Below are 18,895 nucleotides of genomic sequence, written 5' to 3' on the forward strand. Positions count from 1 at the left end.
TGTACCTTCAAAGTCAGGTAGGGGTCTGCCAATTTTGACCTCTTTTCCCACGGGTAAATTTTTACTGTGTGATTACCGAAAAGGTCGGCAAGAGGGAAGACTGCGATGCTGACTGTCAGAGAACATTTTCGCCAGGATACGAAGGTTCTGGAGTTATCCGGTCGTTTTGATTATGACTCGAAGCTTGGGCTTGAAGTCGCTATTCTTGGAGCTCAGGAGATCGGGTGCCACCATGTTATTCTCAACTTCTCAAATATTACCTGGATTGACTCGATGGGATTGGGACAAATGTTTCTCTGGTACCATCGGATGAAGCCGGACCGTATTCGGTTGAGTATCGTGAGTCCCCAGACACATGTGAGAGAGTTGCTCGAATGTGCTAATTTACCCCAAGTGATTCCCATCTATCAGTCTGAGGAAGAGGCCGTCGGGGGCAGGGAGCGCTGAACCAACATTCTTCATTCCGGCATTGTTAGAAATTCTCTTATCCCGCCACATTTATTCCAAAAACAGCAGGACAACGGATTTTCCCCGTCCATACTTCTCTTACTTCCGGGGACTCAGTACGAACCGGTTGGCATGTTTATCATTAGGTTTCCAAGCCGGGGCACACATAAAAGGCCTTGACCCACTGGGTTCGAAGCCTGAACGATACAATTTGACTCAACTCCATTCTATGAAGTTGTACTGGGATTCGTTGACGGTTAATCACCTCTGGTCTCTGAGCCGACACCATCTGAACGCGGGAAGATACAAAAATCCCCTGTGAGTGTGACCCACAGGGGAGAATGGGAAAAAGCTTGCTTTCAATCGACGGTTATTTAAATCGACGGTCAAATTCCTTCACGACTTCATTGGTGAGATCTAACCCATCTCTATTGAACAGCACAATCTTCAGGGTATTTTCGCTTCCTTTATCAATGACGATATCGAAGCCATGGCGTGCGGCTACGGCACTTGTGGCTTCTTCGATTTTCTTCATATATTCCTGAACCAGGTCTTTTTGCTTTTGGCCGAGTTCATTCTGAAAATCCTGACCTTGTTTTTGCCAGGCCTGATACTTTTGAGCAAACCGTTCTTGTTTTCGTTTTTGCTCCTCTTCACCCAACTTGGAGTCCTTGGACTCTGACAATTTGAGTTCTTCCTGGAGACTTTCTAATTCTTTTTGATCGTTTTTCATCACAGTTTCTCTGGCTTGGGCATGTTCTTTTAGAGCCGCCAGGGCACGGCCCCCCGCCTTCGATTTTTCAATCACCGTCTGAGGATCAATGACACCTACGCGGAAGGAATCTTTTCCAGCGGCAAGGGCATCCTGTCCCGAAGCCAGATTCAGGATACAGAAGCCGGTGACGAACAGGGTCGCAAAAAATTTTGTCAAATCATTCCCACACATCTTCTTCATGCTTTTCCCTCTAGCGTTTTAAATGATAATCCTTCATCCGGCCTGAGTAGCCGAAGAGGCTGAAATTACGGGTAAACCTGATGAGAGTACCGACGGTAGGCGGAGCTGTCAAGCATCGCAACTCCCTTGCGGGTAAACAGCAGGGCCGTTGCGAGCGGCGCTCAAATTTTCTTCTGTTGAAGCCCAGAATACGTTGGTCTTTCATGGGGAGAATGTCGAGTTTTGACATATTGCGGTGGGTGTCGCTAAATACTTTGATTGGGAAGGTCTGAGGTCAGGGTGTGAAATTTCGGCTGGTTATCGTAGTGGAATGATTTCGGTTGTCGTCAGAACCGTTGCGCAGATGCCAGGGTCAATGCATCTGCGAGACGAATCAGGACTTACTGCTGGATGAAGCAGAAGCCCCGGATCCGGTGGAGGCACTGGAACTGGAAGATGTCCCCGATCCTGAAGCTGAACCTGATCCCGAACTTGAAGCCCCTGTAGAAGATGTCGAAGGTGTGGATGTGGATGTTGTTGAACTGGACCCACTGTCAGAGCTGGTCGAACTGGTCTTGCTGTCGGTTTTAGATTCAGACGTGCTGGTGTCAGTGGGCTTCCCTTTGTTTTCCGATTTGCTCGCTGGCTCTTTGAGTTTGTCCGAGTAGTCAGTGACATACCATCCCGATCCCTTGAACATGATGGCGGGCGCTGAGATGACTTTTGTGACGGGTTCGACTTTGCCGCACGTGCAGGACAATTGATCGCAGGTTTGAATGGGAGGATCTGACATTTTCTGTTGGATTTCAAATCGTTCACCGCTACCGGTGCATTGATATTCATAAATGGGCACGGGATACCTCCAGAGAGTAAACGTCAATTAAAGGGATTTGTAACTATATGTTTATAAGGATAAGGCTGATTCTGTTCAGGTCAAGGTTTGGGGGTGATTGGATTGGGGATAAATAAACTCCTGGACGTAAAGAGATCGGCTAGTCAAGCCTGGCCACGGCCTCGCTCAGGTGTTGTAAGCCTTCCTCAATCACCTCTAATGTTCCGGTGTACGAAAACCGCAAATGAGTGGGACTCCCAAATGGTTCGCCAGGGACGCACGCCACTTGGGCTTCTTTGAGGAAAAAGTTGGCAAAAGCCAACGGTGTGGACAAGGCTTCTCCCTGGAACCGTCGTCCCAGAAGTTCCCCTACGCTCGGAAAGGCATAGAAGGCACCAGAAGGCATGGGACAGTGAATGCCCTGGATCCGGTTTAACCCGTCGACAATGGCCTTTCGTCGAATATCCAACTCTTTCACCATGTGTTGAATAAATGCGTCAGACTTTCGAAGGGCCCCAACTGCCGCCTTTTGCGAGATGGAGCTGGGGTTTGAGGTGCTTTGGCTTTGAATGTCTCCCATCGCTTTGATCAGTTTCTCCGGGCCGGCGGCATACCCGATCCGCCATCCTGTCATGGAATAGGTTTTTGATACCCCGTTCACAATAATGGTGTTCCTGGCGATGTCCGGGCCCAGGGACGCAATACTGTGGTGTTGATGCTGGTCGTAAATCATCTTTTCGTAAATTTCATCAGAGATAATGAGCAGGTGATGTTTGAGGGCCAATTGGGCAATGCCCTCCAAGGTCTGTCGATCATACATGCTGCCGGTCGGATTGCACGGAGAGTTCAGAATGATCGCTTTCGTGCGATCGGTCACTGCAGCTTCCAACGCCTTCACGTCAATGGCATAGCCGGAGGATTCGGAAGTGGGGAAAAAGACAGGTGTGGCATCCGCCACGAGAACTTGTTCGGGATAAGAGACCCAGTACGGAGCGGGAATGATGACTTCATCTCCGGCCTCAAACAAGGCCAGCGCAAGATTAAATAATGTGTGTTTGGCCCCACAGGACACCAGGATTTGGGAGCGGGAGTAGGTCAGACCCTGGTCACGTTGGAATTTTTCAATGATGGCCTCTTTTAAATCATCGATCCCTGTCACGGCCGTATATTTGGTAAAGCCTGAGCGTATGGCTTCGTAAGCGGCTTCTTTGGCCTCTTCGGGAGAATCGAGAGAAGGTTCTCCTGCGGTAAAATCAAAGACCTGCTGCCCTTTTGCAACCAGGGCTTTCACCGTTGCGGAGAGTTGCAAAGTGGGGGAGGGGGTAATGCGGGTCGTTCGCGAGGCAAGGTTCATTGGGCATTTCTCCGTAATCGACCCTGGAGCCATTCGGCAACCTCGGGATGAAGGAAATGGTGGAGGGGACCGCCAACGGAGGCGACCTCTTTCACCATGCTGGAGGTGAGATACGAATATTCTTCACTTGACATCAGAAAGACCGTTTCCAGGCTCGAGTCAAGTTTTCGGTTCAGCAGGGCCATTTGAAATTCATGTTCGAAATCCGACACGGCTCTTAATCCACGGATGATGGCCAAGGCCCCACGTTCCCGGACGTAGTTCACCAGTAAGCCATCGAACGGTTCAACCGTGACTCCCTTCAAGTCGCTTGTAGCGATTTTGGCCAATTGGACTCGTTCGTCCAGGTCGAACAAGGGGGCTTTTCGAGGGTTGGGCGCCACGGCGACGATCACCTGCTCGACGAGCCTGAGGCTTCGAGCAATGACATCGGTATGCCCACGGGTAATGGGATCAAATGTGCCTGGATAAATACCAATGGTCATCGGTCAGCATCTTCTTCGATCTGGGGCACAGGTCGGTAAAACGTGAACGCGGTATCTCCATAGCGGGCGGTTCGGATAAGCGACCATTTTCCAAGTGGAATCGGGGGAATGGTTTTATGGAAATGTTCATAAATGATTCGGCCGGTCGGGGCCATAACGTCCGCTTCCTCTAGGTAATGCAAAATCTGTTGAACATTCGGGAACCGGTAAGGCGGGTCCAGGAATATCATGTCAAACGGAGGCCATCCTACCAAAATTGAATTTTGTATGGCGAGTGACACATCCTCAATAAAAACCCGGCTTGATGAGCCGATCTTGAGTTGGGTAAGCATCTGCTGAATGCTGGCTCCGGCCAAAGGGTTTTGCTCAACAAAGAGGGCCTTGTTCGCTCCCCGGCTTAGGGCTTCCAATCCCACCGCTCCGGTCCCTGCGAACAGATCAGCCACAGTGGCATCCTGGATCTGGCCACCCAGGATGGAAAACAGCGCCTCCCGCGCTCGCTGGGAGGTCGGACGGGTGGTTCGCCCAGGAAGTGTAGGGATGGTGCGACCTTTAAATTGTCCTGCAACGATCCGGATTGAAGGTGGCTTCATATTCGAGTGGACGATATCATAGTTTTGGAAAGCTCAACAATCTCAATGAGCGGGTGGGAAGAATCATTTTTGACGGGGTAAAAAATAGCTGCGTATAGTTCAGCGCATGTTCGTATGGGACCCCCTGACATGACGAGTATGAACGACCCGCAACTGAAAAAAGGGATTCAATCCTGGCCTGAAAGGGAACGCCCACGCGAACTCCTCCTAAGCAATGGCGCTCAAGGTTTATCAGATGCTCAGCTGGTGGCCATCCTCCTACGAATTGGTCGACCCGATTCCTCGGCAGTAGATGTGGCATTGGACCTCCTTACCCGCCTTCAGGGACTGCGAGGATTGGCCAATCGAAGCTTGCAGGAACTGTGTGTTGTCCCTGGTATTGGTCCCGCAAAAGCCGCCCAGATTCTCGCAGCGGTTGAGTTGGGAAAACGGGCACTAGCGATCCCGTTAACTGCAGGATTACGAATTCACCATAGCCAGGATATTTATCAGCACTACTATCCTTTGTTGCGAGACCTTCGGCATGAGGTCTTTAAGGCACTGTTGTTAGATGCCAAACATGGACTTATTCGAGATGTCACCGTTTCCGAGGGAAGTTTGACGGTGAGTATTGTTCATCCGCGGGAAGTGTTCAACCTGGCCGTACGAGAATCTGCGGCGGCAGTCATCTTTGTCCATAATCATCCAAGTGGTGACCCGCATCCCAGCGAGGAAGATCATGCCTTGACCCGTCGACTCATGGCGGCAGGAGAAATTTTGGGTATCCGGGTATTGGATCATATTGTTATTGGGGATGGGCGCTATGTGAGTTTTGCGGACGAGGGCTTTCTTCTTCCTTCATTGCCCACCTCTGACCATTATTGATTGCCCCAGATTCTTTCTCTGTATTTTCTTAATCTCCCCTTTTTCTCACCGCTGATTCAATCCTTTGTTCTGAGTAGCTTTTCATGAGAAATTCATGGTAAAACTACGTGGTAGTAGGTGGTTTTCGCATGCAGCGTTCTTATGCGTTTTTAATTCCGGCTTTCATAAGGATCAGATATGGCTTCCATTACTCAAAAAGAAGTCGAACATGTCGCCCAATTAGCCCGTTTAGAACTAACTGAGGCGGAAAAACCCATGTTTGCGGAACAACTGAATCATATTTTAGCGTATGTGGATCAATTGCAGGGGGTGTCGACTGAAGGCGTCCCTCTCACAGCCTCTGTCGCCCATGAGGAACCCGTGTTACGTGAGGACAGCCCACGCGAATGCCTGTCTGTGGAGAAGGCTCTGTCCAACGCGCCAGAGTCACATAATGGATTTTTTGTCGTCCCGAATATATTAGGGAAATAAAGGCTACACGATTTACCCAAAACGCTCGTTCTGAGCATGACTAAGGAAAAGTAGGATTTAATATGTATCGACAATTGTTACGATGTAAAATTCACCGGGCGACCGTTACCGATTCCAGTCTGGACTATGAGGGTAGTTTAACGATTGACGAAGACCTAATGGATCGAGCGGGAATCATGTCCTATGAAGCGGTGATGGTCTCCAATTTGAATAACGGAGAGCGGTTTTCGACTTACGCGCTCCCAGGTACCCGGGGCAAAGGGGAGATCATCTTAAATGGTCCCACGGCCAGGTTGGGGGTGGTTGGCGATAAGGTCATTATTTTTTGTTATGAATTATTTAATGACGAAGAAGCCAAGCGACACGTCCCTCAGGTTATCCAGGTCGATCATCAGAATAAAGCAAAGTAACCAATCCCGTATGAAGCGGGTTGCTCCGGTTAAAGGCCTCTTTCTTTCCATCTCCTTATTTATCCACTGATCCCAGATCCGGGTTGTTATGTCTCTATTTAAACTTACGCTAAAAGAGCTTCAGGGTAAATTTACCGCCGGCGAGGTTAGTGCTGTGGATATCGCCAGGTCCTATTTGTTGCGCCTCAGTCAAGTCGAACCAAAAATCAAAGCCTATATTACCCTGACACCGAAAGATATCCTCCTTCAACAAGCCAAAGCGATTGATGATGGGTTGAAAGCCTGGCGAAAAACACAGCCGCTTATGGGCATGCCATTAGCCATCAAAGATAATATTTGTACAGAGGGGATCCGGACGACTTGTGGATCTCGAATGTTGGAAAACTTTGTTCCTCCGTATGACGCCTCGGTGGTGAGTGGCTTTCGAACTCACCAACCCTTGATCCTGGGCAAAACCAATCTTGATGAATTTGCCATGGGTTCGTCCACGGAACATTCAGCGTTCGGCCCGTCCAGGAATCCGTGGAATCAAAAGTATATTCCAGGAGGATCCAGTGGAGGATCGGCCGCTGCGGTGGCTGCAGACGAATGTGTGGCAGCCTTGGGTTCCGATACCGGAGGGTCGATCCGACAACCGGCTGCCTGTTGCGGGGTGGTGGGGTTGAAGCCAACCTACGGGCGAGTGTCCCGCTATGGATTAATTGCATTTGCCTCATCTCTGGATCAGATCGGGCCAATTACCAAAACCGTGACTGATGCCGCTATTTTGCTGAATGTCATTGCCGGATTTGATCCAATGGATTCCACGTCTGCCAATCGTGACGTCCCGGATTTCACCAAAGCCGTGAAAAAGAAGGACGTCAAAAAACTTATCATCGGAGTGCCGCGGGAATATTTTTCCGAGGGTCTTGATCCTGAGGTCTCCGAGAAAGTTCAAGATGCCATCCAGGTATTGCAGGAGCTAGGCGGAACGATTCGCGAGGTGACGTTGCCCTTCACGGAGCAGGCCATTGCGACCTATTACCTTGTCGCCACGGCAGAGGCCAGCTCTAATTTGGCTCGCTATGACGGCGTCAAGTTCGGGTTTCGTTCCAAGGAGTCGCGAGAACTGGCAGAGATGTATCGGAGCACCCGGTCACAAGGATTTGGGCCTGAAGTGAAACGGCGAATTATGTTGGGGACCTATGCCCTGAGTGCTGGATATTACGATGCGTATTATGGAAAAGCCCAAGCTGTTCGCACCTTGATCCAACGGGAATTTGATGCGGTGTTTGAGGAAGTCGATTTGTTGGTGAGTCCGGTTATGCCGACACCGGCTTTTCAATTAGGGGAGCGATTGGACGATCCCTTGCAGATGTATTTATCCGACATCTATACCATTCCTGCGAGTTTGTCTGGACTTCCGGCAATTTCCGTCCCCTGTGGATTGAGTAAACTCGGACTCCCTATCGGATTACAATTGATGGGTCGTCCCTTTGAGGAAGCCACGGTCCTTCGTGCAGCGTATGCCTATGAACAAGCCACGGACTGGCGAATGAAACGGCCAGTGATTCGGTCATGAAAGGATAGCAAGGTATGGTGGATTTGGCAGCGATCATCATTGCCGTGGCCTTTGTGGTCCTGGTGGGCTATCTGGTTCCGATGATTCTTCAAGTGAAACGTACGGTCGGGCAATCAGAACGTTTGCTTATTCGCCTGAACCATGAGTTGCCGGGATTATTGAAGGACGTTAAGGGAACCAACGAAAACATTTTAGCTCTAAGCAATCAAGCCAGGCTTGGCATTGATCGGGCCACCATTTTATTGAATGCAGTTGGAGATGTGGGGGAAACGGTGAGTCATGTCCATCAGACCGTTCTCGAGAAAGGGGGGGGCTTTGCTGTGGGCGTTACCAGTTTATTTGCCGGACTCAAAGCAGCGACTTCGACCGTGAGGAAACGTATACATAAAGAACAAAAAGGAGGGCCATCCTATGGCAGTTAATCAATCAGGTGCATCAGCAGGCTCAGTGGCGTTGGCGTTTTTAAGTGGAGCGCTATTGGGAGCCGTGACGGCGATCATGTTAGCCCCTCAGCCCGGAAGGGATTCCCGAGAACGCATCACGGGGTATGCCCGGCGCACGGGGGAAGATTTGCGAGACATTAAGGAGCGGGCCACTGATGCCGTGGAAGATGTCGTCGGTCGTGGCCGTGAACTGGTGGAAGAAATTTCCTGTGCCGTACGGGAAGCGTTGGATGCGGGTCGGGATGCCATGCGCCGTGAACGTGAAATGAAATCCCTGGATTAAGATTCAAGAATAGACGAAATCGAGAGGAGTGGCTCTGCTGCGTTATGGCCTATGAACCAGTAATTGGAGTTGAGGTGCATGCCCAACTCCACACGAAGACGAAATTATTTTGTAGCTGTCCGACTTCCTTCGGGCTCCCTCCCAATACTCAGGTGTGTCCAACCTGTCTGGGGTTGCCTGGAAGCTTGCCGGTGCTCAATCGCCGCGCGGTGGAAATGGCCGTACGGACGGGACTCGCACTTCACTGTGAGATCATGCTGACGAATCAATTCTCCCGGAAAAATTACATGTACCCTGATTTGCCGAAGGGCTATCAAATTTCCCAGTATGATTTGCCAATCTGCGGACCAGGGTGGCTTGACATTTCGGTCAACGGAGAGTCGAAACGCGTGCGCATTACCCGAGCCCATTTGGAAGAAGATGCCGGGAAAAATGTTCATGATGTGCCAGTGGAAGGCAGTGGTGTCGATTTAAATCGAGCGGGAACTCCGTTATTAGAAATTGTCACTGAACCCGACTTGCATTCATCAGATGAGGTTGATGCCTATTTGAAAACCCTGCATGATCTTCTGGTCTATCTGGAGGTCTGTGATGGAAACATGGAGCAGGGAAGTTTTCGTTGTGAGCCGAATGTGTCGCTTCGTCCCAGGGGGCACGACCGTCTCGGGACCAAGGTCGAATTGAAAAATATTAATTCTTTCCGTTTTGCCAAAGAGGCCTTGGAATTTGAAATCTCCAGGCAGACTGAGGCCTTAACCGAAGGTGAAACGATTCGTCAGGAGACCCGACTGTGGGATGTGCAGAAAGGGCAAACGGTGGTCATGCGAAGTAAGGAAGAAGCCCATGACTACCGGTACTTTCCAGACCCGGATTTGCTCTCCGTTCGCGTGGATGCGGAGTGGATTGAGTCGCTTCGCCAGACGATTCCAGAACTTCCGTCCGTCCGCCTGAAACGGTTTGTGACGGAATACCATCTTCCTGAGTACGATGCGAAGATTCTGACCGATTCAAAAAACTTGGCCGACTATTTTGAGGCCTGTGTGAAACTCTTTCCCCAACCCAAAACGGTCAGTAACTGGGTGATGGGCGAATTACTTCGGGAACTCAATACCGCTAACACCAGTCCTGAATCTTCCCCGGTAGGCCCAGAACACTTAGTCGAACTCTTACAATTGGTAGAAGAGGGGACCATTAGCTTGAAAGTTGCCAGAGATCTCTTCCCGGAATTTTATGCCAGTGGGAAAACTCCGGATCAATTGGTCAAGGAGAAGGGGCTGGTCCAGGTATCCGATGAAAGCGTCCTGGAAAAACTGATTAACGAGGTGCTGACACAGCATCCTAATCAAGTGAATCAATATCGGGATGGGAAGGAAACCGTGTTAGGATTTTTGGTCGGGCAGGTGATGAAGGCGTCACAGGGAAAAGCCAATCCCGGCAAGGTCAATACGCTGTTGAAGCAGCATCTGACATCTTGATCTAAGGCTCGTCTCAGGGTACAAGATAAACATGGACGTCATTATCCACAATTCATAAGGAATAACAGTTTCTATGAGTCTTATTCAGAACATTACCTCACGGATGATTCTGGATTCTCGCGGGAATCCTACAGTTGAAGTGGATGTGCATCTTGCCAGCGGCATGGCTGGTCGTGCCGCTGTTCCTTCCGGAGCCTCCACGGGGACACGTGAAGCCTTGGAACTGCGAGATGGGGATAAAAAACAATGGATGGGGAAGGGTGTCTCTAAAGCCTTAGCCGGGATTCAAAAGCATATGCTCCCGGCTCTTAGAGGCATGGAAGCCCAGGATCAGGTAAGCATTGATTCCCGATTGATCCAATTGGATGGAACCAAGGGCAAGACCAAGTTAGGGGCGAATGCCACGCTTGGCGTGTCGTTAGCCATTGCACGGGCAGCAGCACAAGAACTTGGGATCCCCCTGTTTCGCTATCTTGGTGGGGTCTCTGCTCGGGAATTGCCGGTGCCGATGATGAATATCATTAATGGTGGTGCCCATGCAGATAACGGACTTGATCTCCAGGAATTCATGATCATGCCTGTCGGGGCGACCAGTTTCAGGGAAGCCCTCAGGATGGGAACGGAGATTTTCCACCATCTCAAGGCTATCTTGAAATCAAAAAATATGAGCACGGCAGTGGGGGATGAAGGCGGGTTTGCCCCTGCCGTTCGATCAAATGAAGAAGCCCTGGATTTCATTGTTCAAGCAATTCATCAAGCCGGCTATCGGGCAGGGAAAGATGTGGTGTTGGCCCTTGATGCTGCGGCCAGTGAGTTTTTTGAGAAAAAAATGTACCATGTGCGTCATGGGAATAAACCTAAAATGTCTTCAGGGGACATGGTTGAGTATTATGCCAAATTAGTGAAGCAGTACCCGATCGTCTCGATTGAAGATGGGCTTGATGAAAGTGATTGGACCGGGTGGAAACAGCTCACGGATCAGCTAGGTGATCGTGTCCAGCTTGTCGGCGATGACTTGTTTGTGACCAATGTCGAGTTTTTGGGGCGAGGGATTCGTGAAGGCATTGGGAATGCTATCTTGATTAAAGTGAACCAAATCGGCACGCTCACAGAAACGATTGAAGCGATGCGCATGGCCCAACGGGCCGGCTATGGCGTGGTGGTGTCCCACCGATCCGGCGAGACGGAGGATACGACCATTGCCGATTTAGCCGTGGCGTTGAATGCCGGGCAGATTAAAACAGGATCCCTGTCTCGTACTGATCGTCTGGCCAAATATAACCAGCTACTCAGAATTGAGGAGACATTAGGCTCAGCGGCCCTATATCGCGGGAAAGCCGTTCTTCCAGTACAAACATGATTTTCTAGAATGCGTCCCAATAATAAAAAACGGGCGTCCCCTGGGTTTGGGGGTGATCTGTTGGATCGCCTTCCAATGGTTGGGGCTTTTTTGATGATGAGTGTGCTCGCAGGGACCATGTTTTTTAATGCTGATGGGTTACCCTTATACTTTCATATGAGAGAAACGCGTCAGCATTTGACCGAACAAATTAAGCAATTACAAGAGATCAACACCTCGATCGAAGAAGATATCACCCGTATTCAACGTGACCCGCAACGTCTGGAAGAACTGGCCCGTAATCGTTTGGGCATGGTTCGGCAGGGAGAAGTGGTCTATCAATTTGTGGAGCCTGTCCCTTCCTCATTTACGGCCAGACCTTAGCGGCCAAGCCTTCTTGCGCCATACCCCTTCAAACCTTCATACTCATTCTTTGAGGTTTCTTCGGTTTTTTCATATTTGAAAGCTTTTCGATGAAATCAGGTCAATTAGCCATTCTTGGCCGACCCAATGTCGGCAAGTCGACGTTACTCAACGCATTGGTGCGCGAAAAGATTGCCATCGTCTCTGATAAACCTCAAACAACTCGAAACCTGATTTTAGGGGTCGGGCATTATCCAGAAGGCCAACTCATTCTCATCGATACGCCAGGCCTCCATACGCCTCACCATCGACTGAACACACAGATGGTGCAATCGGCGTTAGGCACCCTGACACAATCCGATGTGGTCTATATGATCGTGGACAGTCAGGTGTTGCCGGGTCCTGGAGACCGACAGGTCATGGAGCAGGTGACCACGGCACATCAAGAACGACCATTTCAGGGAGTATTTTTATTATTGAATAAAGCCGATGCTGTTGCCAAATCCAGGCTGCTCCCCCTCATCGATCAATACCGCACATGGTTTCCTTGGACAGATATTATTCCCATCTCTGCCAAGACTGGCGTGAATCTCCCGCAATTAGTCGACTTAACCTTTGCGTGTTTGCCCTCATGTCCGGAATTGATGTATGACGATGATTTTTTGACCAATCAGCCTATGCGCCATATGGCTGCGGAACTCATTCGTGAAAAAGTACTCGAACAGACATACGATGAATTGCCCTATGCTGTGGGTGTATTGATTGAGGAATTTCAGGAGGAACCAGGCCTGACGAGCATTCGGGCCGTTATCCTCGTGGAAAAAACGAGTCAAAAAGGGATTGTGATCGGGAAAAAAGGCATGCGTCTCAAAGAGATTGGCCAAAGTGCGCGGATAGATATGGAGCGTCTATTCGGTATGAAAATTTATTTACGGATGTGGGTGAAAGTGAAAGAAGACTGGCGCGATAATGTGCAGACGTTGAGCGAATTGGGGTATGGATGAACATGGGTGGTAATCACATCAGTTTTCAAGTCTGACGTGCAGACAGTCCTCGTGGAGTTCTCATGCCGCTCTTAAGAACTCGCGCGGTCATTATTCGAAGCCAACGATGGGGTGATGCTGACAGAATTGTCACCCTGTATTCCCCTGATCTTGGGAAAATTCGAGGCGCCGCTCGCGGAGCTCGCCGGATGAAAACACGATTTGGCGGAGTCCTCGAGCCTTTTGGGATTGTTGATGTCACCCTGTTTCAAAAAACCCCTGACGCTTTGGGGCAAATTAGTCAAATAGATCTGGTCAAAAACTTTAAAGCCGTACGAGAAGATTTAGGTGTGATGGCGGCGGCCGCCAAGATGGTCCGTATGGTGGAGATGATTACGGCGGATCGTGATCCCAATCCGGAGATGTATTCAGCACTGGTCTATGGCCTGGAAAATCTGCTTCCGGACAGAGATCTGGCACTCACTACATTATTATTTCAAATTCATGTGCTGGGCTATACGGGTTTCCGGCCACAAATTGATCGGTGCACTGAATGCGGAAATATTGCCTCCCCCCACATGCCTCAGTGGTTTTCCCCTCGATTAGGGGGGATGGTCTGTAACGGCTGTGGTCAACGGGGCGTAGGGCGGTTATTGTCTGTTTCTAAGGGCAGTTTGGCGTTTATTGAACAAGCTCGACGCCTCCCAATGGCCAGTCTGTCTCGATTGAAAGCGATCGGAACGGTCAGGATTGAGGTGGAAGAGGCGATTGAAGCTTATTTCCAGGCAGTCGTCGGAAAAGCGCTCCCAACATTTGAACAATGGGTTTCCTAGGATGCTCATGCAAAAGGACAAGCGGGTATGACTTCTCAAACATCACTTGAACCAACAGATATGGAATGGCTGGATAACGGGGTGTTGGGCATTACGTGGAATGATGGACATAAGGGCGTCTATCCCGTTCGGTATTTGCGCCAACATTGCCCCTGTGCGGCTTGCACAGACGAATGGACCGGCGAGTTGCGTCTGAAGCCAGACTCTATCCCACTTCTAATTTTATTGCAGGATATGGAGCCGGTTGGGCGCTATGCCTTTCGATTTAAATGGAGTGATGGACATGATACCGGACTGTATTCCTATACCGCACTGCGCCGCATGTGCCAATGCGATGTTTGCCAACCCAATAAACCAAAAAGTAAGCAACTCCTCTAGCTTCTTCTGGTTTTCTTTTCATCAGAATCACAACCAGGTAATGCCCGTATTGTCCTGTAAAATTGTTTAAACAGAGGATCTTTACGAAAGAAAACGTGAAACGGACGACCAAAGCCAAAGAAGACTTGAGTGAGGGAACCAGGAGGAAACCAGTTTTATTGTACCAGGACTTGCTGGGTGGACAGGGAGACGGGCTGAACGGTGGTCAGTTGTTCTAACGCCTGATTAGCTTTGCTGACGTAGAAAGCATATTGAGATTCTGGATAGTCTTTTATGATTTCCTGAAAGGTGCGTAGTGCCGTTGGCCAGTCTGATGACAATTGGGCTACTTCTGCAAGGTGGATTGAGCATGAGACAGCCATGGCACGTGGATCGACAGCCAAACGGGAACCTCTCGCTGTAGATAATTTTTTCAAAAATTCGGGGACAGGAATAGGGGAATCATCCAGTGAGATCGGTTTAGGTGCAGAGGCTAACACAGAAAGATTGGCCTGCATGAGTTGGATGTCAGAACCATCTACGCAATGATTATAGGCGTCCCAAATTCCCAGGAATTCCTGATCCTGCATGGCCAGTTCTCCTGACGATTTTGGCTGAAGACTCTGGCAGCCAATAAATGTGATCGAAAGTAAGCTTACGAGGATGTACTTTATATGCGTTGAAACAAGGAATCCTGTCTTCATATTTAACCCTAGAAAGCGAAATTTAAAAAAACTTTTTGAATTGATGTATTGTTAACGCAAAATTCATGCTCAAAAATAATAATTAGGTATGTGAGCTTTTCCCTCAAAATTGACAATAAAAGCAATAGAATAAGCGTGATAGCGTATATTTAATACCACAATATGTGCTTATTTCAACACAGTCGCTTGTCCGTGAAAATTTAATGTCACACATGAGATTCTAGGCAATTTAATTTATCCCATGAATTAACGAAATGGTTTAATTTCGTATTCGGCAAACAGTTGTCTGGTGTCTGGATGAAAAGTATAGCCTTTACCTTGGAGAATATCCTGGTTTTTTAATAAGGGAACGAGTTGCCCTGTGGGATGAAGGTACAGCCCTCGAAGAGGAACGGATCGTTTGGCATGGCGGATAAGATGGCAGGGAATAGGCCTGATGGCTTGCAGCCATTCGGCCAGATCTTGAGGATTCCCGATAGAGGCCGAGAGGAGGAGGAGCCGTGCTTGTGAGGGACACAAGATAATGGTTTCCTCCCACACCACCCCCCGTTCAGGGTCCGCAAGGTACTGTGATTCATCCAGAATGACCAACCCCAGAGTATGCAATCGTAAATCAATCTCCCCACTGGCGGCATCATAGAATAAATTCCTCAAAATTTCGGTCGTCATCACCAGTAGCGGAGCTTGGGCGTTGTCCCGCCGGTCTCCAGTTAAAATCCCGACTTGATCCGGTCCAAACAGTTGAGTAAATTCCATGAATTTTGTATTCGATAGCGCCTTCAGCGGCGAGGTGTATATCACCGTTTGGTTGAGTGCCATGGCCTGTTTGATCGCTTGTATGGCGACATAGGTTTTTCCACTTCCCGTCGGAGCGCTGACGATGACATCAGAATACGCCAGATGCTCCACCGCTTCGGTTTGCCATGGATCCGGCACAAAGGGCTGAGGCTCAGGAACCCCAATCCCTTCCAAAATTTGCTGAAGCGTAATCGATGGCTGGGAAGGGCCAAGGTTTGGCTTTCCCTTCATTTGTCGATTTTTTGCTTGAAAGGGCGAAGCGGGCTTTTGAGGGCGGGCGGCCGCGCGGGCTTCTTGTATGGCCAAGCGTTCCTGTCGAGTGGTCAGTATTTGTTGCAGCTCGGTTTCGATGGCCAGAATCTGGTCGGGAGGGAAAGCCAGCATTAATTCAACGAGCCGAAGTTTCCCGAGGCGAAAATGCCGATGGATGCGGCCCCTTGCCATGTGATGCAAATATTTTACCGGTAAACTTTGAAGTTCACGTTTGAGATCATCAAAATGCATGGCGTTATGTTCCCATCTGTAGCTATGGAAGTTCCTGGAGGACTTCCCGTCGCATGGTCACCATCGCGGCATGTGCGGTATCGGCCAAGCCCGGATGTGTGAACTTGAGTCCATATATTTGAGAGAGAAATTCCAAAGTCCTGGCTAAGAGGCGATACACGTCCCCTTCGGCCATGGATGTGGAACGAACCAGTGAGGCCCAGGTGAGTTGAGGATTCGCGATCCAGCTTTCCACGAGTGCGGCAACATCTGAGCGTAACAAGGGTGGGGGTTCATAGGGACTCAAGGAATCAGCCACCGCCCGCACCTGCGTCAACATGGTAGCCAGTCCGGATGGGAGTCGCATGTAGGATCCCGGACGGTCATCATCATGGGAAATACTCGCCATGATGCCTGCCAACAATCCTGGAGCAATGCCTGAGAAGGCCTCCATACGTATGAGTTCTGTGATGAGTAGGGAATGGTTAATACGAATGAGTCGAGCCCATTCCCCGTCAGCGGTGAGTTGTGAGGAGGCGGTGATATATCCGAATTTGTGGAGCACATCGGCTTTTTGTTGAAATCGGTGCCACAATCCGTCACGGAGCGCTTGAATCGTTTTGGTCAATTGCTGGGATTTCTGGCGAAGTTTCGACGCCAGAGGAAAGTCTTTCTTGCATGCCGAGTGGGACGGGCAGGTGGGACAGGGATATTCCTCCGTTAACATTTCTGCAAGGAGCGGATCGTCTGTTTCCTGGGTTTCCGGCAAAATGGGGACTGTCGGTAGACGCGCGGGCAACTGGGCGAGCTCTTTCTTGAGTTGAGAGAGAACCTGTGGCTGACACCAGGGAATAGTACGAGAGGGCTGAAACTCAAATAGTCGGTCGTAGACTTGAGTGACTGAATGAGCGGGGCACTCACCTAAGGTACCCTTTGCCCGAATCACGGACAACATTGGGGCAAAGGTTCCACGGCTTCGATACTGACGGAGAATAATCGCCGGACCTTTCGGCAGGCCGATGAGGCGACCTGGTGTCAGAAACGGCAGACAGGCGGTCAAGAAGGGCGTGTCGTTGGTTACGATGGGATGCCGGTGCGCTTTGCGTCGGCGGGCCAGATCAAAGCCTTTCCATTGAGTGATCCAATCGGCGCATTCCCTGGGTCCATAGGGTGTTAATTGTTCTTTGATCTGATCCAGATGATCTTGATGGATGCCGGATCGTTGATTCAGTTGAAATTGCGCAAAGCTTTTGGCGAGCAGTCCCTCAATTTGATCCAGCGAATGGGCCTTTAGCAGATTCAGCACCATGGGGTAGGACACCACAAATTGGCTGTCAATCGGTTCCGGATAGCCCGTGAGTCCTTTTCCAAGAATGTGCAAGTCAATGTACGGAGAGGGGGTAATGACCACGACTCCCACCAAATCTTTGCCTCGGCGGCCCCCACGTCCCGCCAATTGTTGAATTTCGCTGTTCGTCAAATCCGTGAAATCCTGCGATTTGCGGACGCTGGATTGAGTAATGACGACGGTACGTGCAGGAAAGTCGACCCCGGCTGCCAAGGTCGTTGTGGCAAACACTGCATCCAACAAACCCTGGCGCATGAGTTCTTCAATCGCAATTTTCCAGGACGGGAGATGCCCCGCATGATGAGCCGCGACTCCAAATTCTTGCACAACAGGAATGAGGGGGTGATGCGTAATACTCGGGAAGTCTTTGGTGAATTTCTCCAGAAATTCCCGGATGGTCTCTGAGCGTTGAGTGGACATTCTGGCTGTGCTGTGGGCGAAGGTATCAATAGCCTCATCGCAGGCCCGGCGAGACGTTAAAAAGACAATCGCCGGAGTCAACCGGTGCTGGCGGAGAATTTCTATGAGATCAACGGGATGAATGGCTGGTGGCATGGATGGTGAAATTGTAGCAGGAGTCGGTGGGTGAAAACACTAATATGATACAGGTCAATTAAAAGAAAACGAACCGTGCTCTGTGGGGTCACAATGGATGGCGGAAGCTGAAAAGCAGGTAACAACCTTCGTTAAGGTCTGGCATATTGGACCGATAAGGTTTCGTAAGATTATGGCCATTGAAGTCATTATACGCGGAATTCGGGGCGCTACCGTCGTGGACTTTCATGGCCGGTTAGATATGCATTCCCGATGGCATGTTAAAGCCATTATTAATCAATGTTGCCATACGGAAGAAGAGCATCTGATTCTCAACCTCAAGGGCTTAACATTTGTGGATAGCGCTGGGTTAGGTCTTCTGGTGTTGTGCTCCTATCAATTCAAAGAATTAGATCGCCGCATAACCTGGATTCAGCCACAAGGATGTGTCGGGGAATTGCTTCAAAATCTCCAAATCAATGAACTCATCTCCGTGTGCCAGTCCGAACAGGACGCCATATCTGCAATCCTTCCTTCCTAATTCTGCTCATTCCGAGTTTTCCTAAGATGTCGGCACTTGATTTCTCGGGATCCTAAGACCGGAGATTTCGGAAGCGACACCCAGTTCCCTGACAATCAAGCCCTTCTCGGCCCTCTTTACTTATAAAGGATTTCCCATACACACCCAAACGGTTTTTTAAATCGGGTGTGGTCCCCTGGCCTAAGCCTTCACAAAATCTGCAAACATCCACAGAACAACTCTCCTCTGTTCTTGAGAAGGAAAGAGAGTTCTTTGCTCTTGCCAGCCTGACACATAAAACGGCAAGATAATTTTCCTGTGAGAAAGTATCCCAAGAGGGACAGGTAAAAAACGATAGTTTCCATGCAAAATAATTAAAAGGCCATATTGCGTCGGGTGAGTAGATATGACATTTTGACCTAAGGGGTGTTGAAATTACCAAGAAGTATTCTTGGCTCAATACCATGTAAGGTTGTTTTTT

At 49.6% G+C, this 18,895-nt stretch carries 22 protein-coding genes; 15 read left to right on the top strand and 7 right to left on the bottom strand.

Going from position 1 to position 18,895, the window contains the following annotated elements; genetic code table 11:
• Positions 1-105 precede the first annotated feature (105 nt).
• Positions 106-447: an STAS domain-containing protein gene (locus AAH187_RS13655; protein ID WP_342349016.1), complete on the top strand. Its 342-nt coding sequence runs from the start codon at positions 106-108 to the stop codon at positions 445-447.
• A gap of 370 nt (positions 448-817) precedes the next feature.
• Here AAH187_RS13655 and AAH187_RS13660 read toward each other — a convergent pair whose 3' ends face one another.
• The gene (locus tag AAH187_RS13660) at positions 818-1,402 is read right to left on the bottom strand and encodes an OmpH family outer membrane protein (protein ID WP_342349017.1); all 585 of its coding nucleotides are present in this window, start codon (positions 1,400-1,402) and stop codon (positions 818-820) included.
• A 320-nt stretch (positions 1,403-1,722) separates the two neighbouring features.
• On the opposite strand from AAH187_RS13660, the gene AAH187_RS13665 reads away from it, so the two are divergent.
• Positions 1,723-2,049, top strand: a complete 327-nt coding sequence (locus AAH187_RS13665; protein ID WP_342349018.1) for a hypothetical protein — start codon at positions 1,723-1,725, stop codon at positions 2,047-2,049.
• A 324-nt stretch (positions 2,050-2,373) separates the two neighbouring features.
• Here the strand turns inward: AAH187_RS13665 and AAH187_RS13670 are convergent, their stop codons facing one another.
• The 3 genes from AAH187_RS13670 to rsmD are packed head-to-tail and all read right to left on the bottom strand — an operon-like array spanning position 2,374 to position 4,645.
• The gene (locus tag AAH187_RS13670) at positions 2,374-3,567 is read right to left on the bottom strand and encodes a pyridoxal phosphate-dependent aminotransferase (protein ID WP_342349019.1); all 1,194 of its coding nucleotides are present in this window, start codon (positions 3,565-3,567) and stop codon (positions 2,374-2,376) included.
• On the bottom strand, positions 3,564-4,052 hold the full coding sequence (gene coaD, locus AAH187_RS13675; RefSeq protein ID WP_342349020.1) for a pantetheine-phosphate adenylyltransferase: 489 nt from the start codon (positions 4,050-4,052) through the stop codon (positions 3,564-3,566). The genes AAH187_RS13670 and coaD overlap by 4 nt, the downstream gene beginning before the upstream one ends.
• The gene (gene rsmD / locus AAH187_RS13680) at positions 4,049-4,645 is read right to left on the bottom strand and encodes a 16S rRNA (guanine(966)-N(2))-methyltransferase RsmD (protein WP_342349021.1); all 597 of its coding nucleotides are present in this window, start codon (positions 4,643-4,645) and stop codon (positions 4,049-4,051) included. Before rsmD ends, coaD begins: the two co-directional genes overlap by 4 nt.
• 129 nt (positions 4,646-4,774) lie before the next feature.
• On the opposite strand from rsmD, the gene radC reads away from it, so the two are divergent.
• The 12 genes from radC to AAH187_RS13740 all read left to right on the top strand — a co-directional run bounded on the left by radC (position 4,775) and on the right by AAH187_RS13740 (position 14,048).
• Positions 4,775-5,509 (top strand): DNA repair protein RadC, encoded by a 735-nt coding sequence (gene radC / locus AAH187_RS13685; protein ID WP_342349022.1) that lies wholly within the window; start codon positions 4,775-4,777, stop codon positions 5,507-5,509.
• A 177-nt stretch (positions 5,510-5,686) separates the two neighbouring features.
• Positions 5,687-5,980 carry an Asp-tRNA(Asn)/Glu-tRNA(Gln) amidotransferase subunit GatC gene (gene gatC / locus AAH187_RS13690; protein ID WP_342349023.1) on the top strand — a complete coding sequence of 98 codons (294 nt, stop codon included), beginning with the start codon at positions 5,687-5,689 and terminating at the stop codon, positions 5,978-5,980.
• Between the two features lie 62 nt (positions 5,981-6,042).
• Positions 6,043-6,390 carry an aspartate 1-decarboxylase gene (gene panD / locus AAH187_RS13695; RefSeq protein ID WP_342349024.1) on the top strand — a complete coding sequence of 116 codons (348 nt, stop codon included), beginning with the start codon at positions 6,043-6,045 and terminating at the stop codon, positions 6,388-6,390.
• 88 nt (positions 6,391-6,478) lie between these two features.
• A complete protein-coding gene (gene gatA / locus AAH187_RS13700) occupies positions 6,479-7,951 on the top strand; it encodes an Asp-tRNA(Asn)/Glu-tRNA(Gln) amidotransferase subunit GatA (RefSeq protein ID WP_342349025.1) in 1,473 nt (490 codons plus the stop codon).
• Between the two features lie 14 nt (positions 7,952-7,965).
• Positions 7,966-8,373 carry a DUF948 domain-containing protein gene (locus AAH187_RS13705; protein WP_342349026.1) on the top strand — a complete coding sequence of 136 codons (408 nt, stop codon included), beginning with the start codon at positions 7,966-7,968 and terminating at the stop codon, positions 8,371-8,373.
• Complete coding sequence (locus tag AAH187_RS13710; protein WP_342349027.1) at positions 8,363-8,677, top strand: YtxH domain-containing protein; 315 nt, start codon at positions 8,363-8,365, stop codon at positions 8,675-8,677. Before AAH187_RS13705 ends, AAH187_RS13710 begins: the two co-directional genes overlap by 11 nt.
• A gap of 44 nt (positions 8,678-8,721) precedes the next feature.
• Positions 8,722-10,152: an Asp-tRNA(Asn)/Glu-tRNA(Gln) amidotransferase subunit GatB gene (gene gatB, locus AAH187_RS13715; RefSeq protein ID WP_342349028.1), complete on the top strand. Its 1,431-nt coding sequence runs from the start codon at positions 8,722-8,724 to the stop codon at positions 10,150-10,152.
• Between the two features lie 73 nt (positions 10,153-10,225).
• Positions 10,226-11,512 (top strand): phosphopyruvate hydratase, encoded by a 1,287-nt coding sequence (eno, locus tag AAH187_RS13720; RefSeq protein ID WP_342349029.1) that lies wholly within the window; start codon positions 10,226-10,228, stop codon positions 11,510-11,512.
• Positions 11,513-11,521: 9 nt separating this feature from the next.
• Complete coding sequence (locus AAH187_RS13725) at positions 11,522-11,875, top strand: septum formation initiator family protein (protein ID WP_342349030.1); 354 nt, start codon at positions 11,522-11,524, stop codon at positions 11,873-11,875.
• Positions 11,876-11,964: 89 nt separating this feature from the next.
• Positions 11,965-12,858 carry a GTPase Era gene (era, locus tag AAH187_RS13730; protein WP_342349031.1) on the top strand — a complete coding sequence of 298 codons (894 nt, stop codon included), beginning with the start codon at positions 11,965-11,967 and terminating at the stop codon, positions 12,856-12,858.
• A gap of 62 nt (positions 12,859-12,920) precedes the next feature.
• Positions 12,921-13,670: a DNA repair protein RecO gene (gene recO, locus AAH187_RS13735; RefSeq protein ID WP_342349032.1), complete on the top strand. Its 750-nt coding sequence runs from the start codon at positions 12,921-12,923 to the stop codon at positions 13,668-13,670.
• A 27-nt stretch (positions 13,671-13,697) separates the two neighbouring features.
• Entirely contained in the window at positions 13,698-14,048 is a 351-nt protein-coding gene (locus AAH187_RS13740; protein WP_342349033.1) for a DUF971 domain-containing protein, read from the top strand.
• A gap of 155 nt (positions 14,049-14,203) precedes the next feature.
• Here the strand turns inward: AAH187_RS13740 and AAH187_RS13745 are convergent, their stop codons facing one another.
• The 3 genes from AAH187_RS13745 to AAH187_RS13755 all read right to left on the bottom strand — a co-directional run bounded on the left by AAH187_RS13745 (position 14,204) and on the right by AAH187_RS13755 (position 17,915).
• Entirely contained in the window at positions 14,204-14,617 is a 414-nt protein-coding gene (locus tag AAH187_RS13745; protein ID WP_342349034.1) for a hypothetical protein, read from the bottom strand.
• 360 nt (positions 14,618-14,977) lie between these two features.
• Positions 14,978-16,033 (bottom strand): DEAD/DEAH box helicase, encoded by a 1,056-nt coding sequence (locus tag AAH187_RS13750; RefSeq protein WP_342349035.1) that lies wholly within the window; start codon positions 16,031-16,033, stop codon positions 14,978-14,980.
• A gap of 22 nt (positions 16,034-16,055) precedes the next feature.
• The gene (locus AAH187_RS13755) at positions 16,056-17,915 is read right to left on the bottom strand and encodes a hypothetical protein (protein ID WP_342349036.1); all 1,860 of its coding nucleotides are present in this window, start codon (positions 17,913-17,915) and stop codon (positions 16,056-16,058) included.
• 172 nt (positions 17,916-18,087) lie between these two features.
• Here AAH187_RS13755 and AAH187_RS13760 point away from each other — a divergent pair, with 172 nt between their 5' ends.
• A complete protein-coding gene (locus AAH187_RS13760; RefSeq protein ID WP_342349037.1) occupies positions 18,088-18,435 on the top strand; it encodes an STAS domain-containing protein in 348 nt (115 codons plus the stop codon).
• The last annotated feature ends 460 nt before the right edge of the window (positions 18,436-18,895 follow it).

Origin of the sequence: uncultured Nitrospira sp. (assembly GCA_902500695.1) — a bacterium.
In the GTDB taxonomy this organism is placed as follows: Bacteria; Nitrospirota; Nitrospiria; order Nitrospirales; family UBA8639; genus Nitrospira_E.

Excerpts from the sequence above, each read along its gene's own strand:
- AAH187_RS13655 (WP_342349016.1), top strand. The coding sequence starts at position 106 with ATGCTGACTGTCAGAGAACATTTTCGCCAGGATACGAAGGTTCTGGAG.
- AAH187_RS13660 (WP_342349017.1), bottom strand. The coding sequence starts at position 1,402 with ATGAAGAAGATGTGTGGGAATGATTTGACAAAATTTTTTGCGACCCTG.
- AAH187_RS13670 (WP_342349019.1), bottom strand. The coding sequence starts at position 3,567 with ATGAACCTTGCCTCGCGAACGACCCGCATTACCCCCTCCCCCACTTTG.
- coaD (WP_342349020.1), bottom strand. The coding sequence starts at position 4,052 with ATGACCATTGGTATTTATCCAGGCACATTTGATCCCATTACCCGTGGG.
- rsmD (WP_342349021.1), bottom strand. The coding sequence starts at position 4,645 with ATGAAGCCACCTTCAATCCGGATCGTTGCAGGACAATTTAAAGGTCGC.
- radC (WP_342349022.1), top strand. The coding sequence starts at position 4,775 with ATGACGAGTATGAACGACCCGCAACTGAAAAAAGGGATTCAATCCTGG.
- gatC (WP_342349023.1), top strand. The coding sequence starts at position 5,687 with ATGGCTTCCATTACTCAAAAAGAAGTCGAACATGTCGCCCAATTAGCC.
- panD (WP_342349024.1), top strand. The coding sequence starts at position 6,043 with ATGTATCGACAATTGTTACGATGTAAAATTCACCGGGCGACCGTTACC.
- gatA (WP_342349025.1), top strand. The coding sequence starts at position 6,479 with ATGTCTCTATTTAAACTTACGCTAAAAGAGCTTCAGGGTAAATTTACC.
- AAH187_RS13705 (WP_342349026.1), top strand. The coding sequence starts at position 7,966 with ATGGTGGATTTGGCAGCGATCATCATTGCCGTGGCCTTTGTGGTCCTG.
- AAH187_RS13710 (WP_342349027.1), top strand. The coding sequence starts at position 8,363 with ATGGCAGTTAATCAATCAGGTGCATCAGCAGGCTCAGTGGCGTTGGCG.
- gatB (WP_342349028.1), top strand. The coding sequence starts at position 8,722 with ATGGCCTATGAACCAGTAATTGGAGTTGAGGTGCATGCCCAACTCCAC.
- eno (WP_342349029.1), top strand. The coding sequence starts at position 10,226 with ATGAGTCTTATTCAGAACATTACCTCACGGATGATTCTGGATTCTCGC.
- AAH187_RS13725 (WP_342349030.1), top strand. The coding sequence starts at position 11,522 with ATGCGTCCCAATAATAAAAAACGGGCGTCCCCTGGGTTTGGGGGTGAT.
- era (WP_342349031.1), top strand. The coding sequence starts at position 11,965 with ATGAAATCAGGTCAATTAGCCATTCTTGGCCGACCCAATGTCGGCAAG.
- recO (WP_342349032.1), top strand. The coding sequence starts at position 12,921 with ATGCCGCTCTTAAGAACTCGCGCGGTCATTATTCGAAGCCAACGATGG.
- AAH187_RS13740 (WP_342349033.1), top strand. The coding sequence starts at position 13,698 with ATGACTTCTCAAACATCACTTGAACCAACAGATATGGAATGGCTGGAT.
- AAH187_RS13745 (WP_342349034.1), bottom strand. The coding sequence starts at position 14,617 with ATGCAGGATCAGGAATTCCTGGGAATTTGGGACGCCTATAATCATTGC.
- AAH187_RS13750 (WP_342349035.1), bottom strand. The coding sequence starts at position 16,033 with ATGCATTTTGATGATCTCAAACGTGAACTTCAAAGTTTACCGGTAAAA.
- AAH187_RS13755 (WP_342349036.1), bottom strand. The coding sequence starts at position 17,915 with ATGCCACCAGCCATTCATCCCGTTGATCTCATAGAAATTCTCCGCCAG.
- AAH187_RS13760 (WP_342349037.1), top strand. The coding sequence starts at position 18,088 with ATGGCCATTGAAGTCATTATACGCGGAATTCGGGGCGCTACCGTCGTG.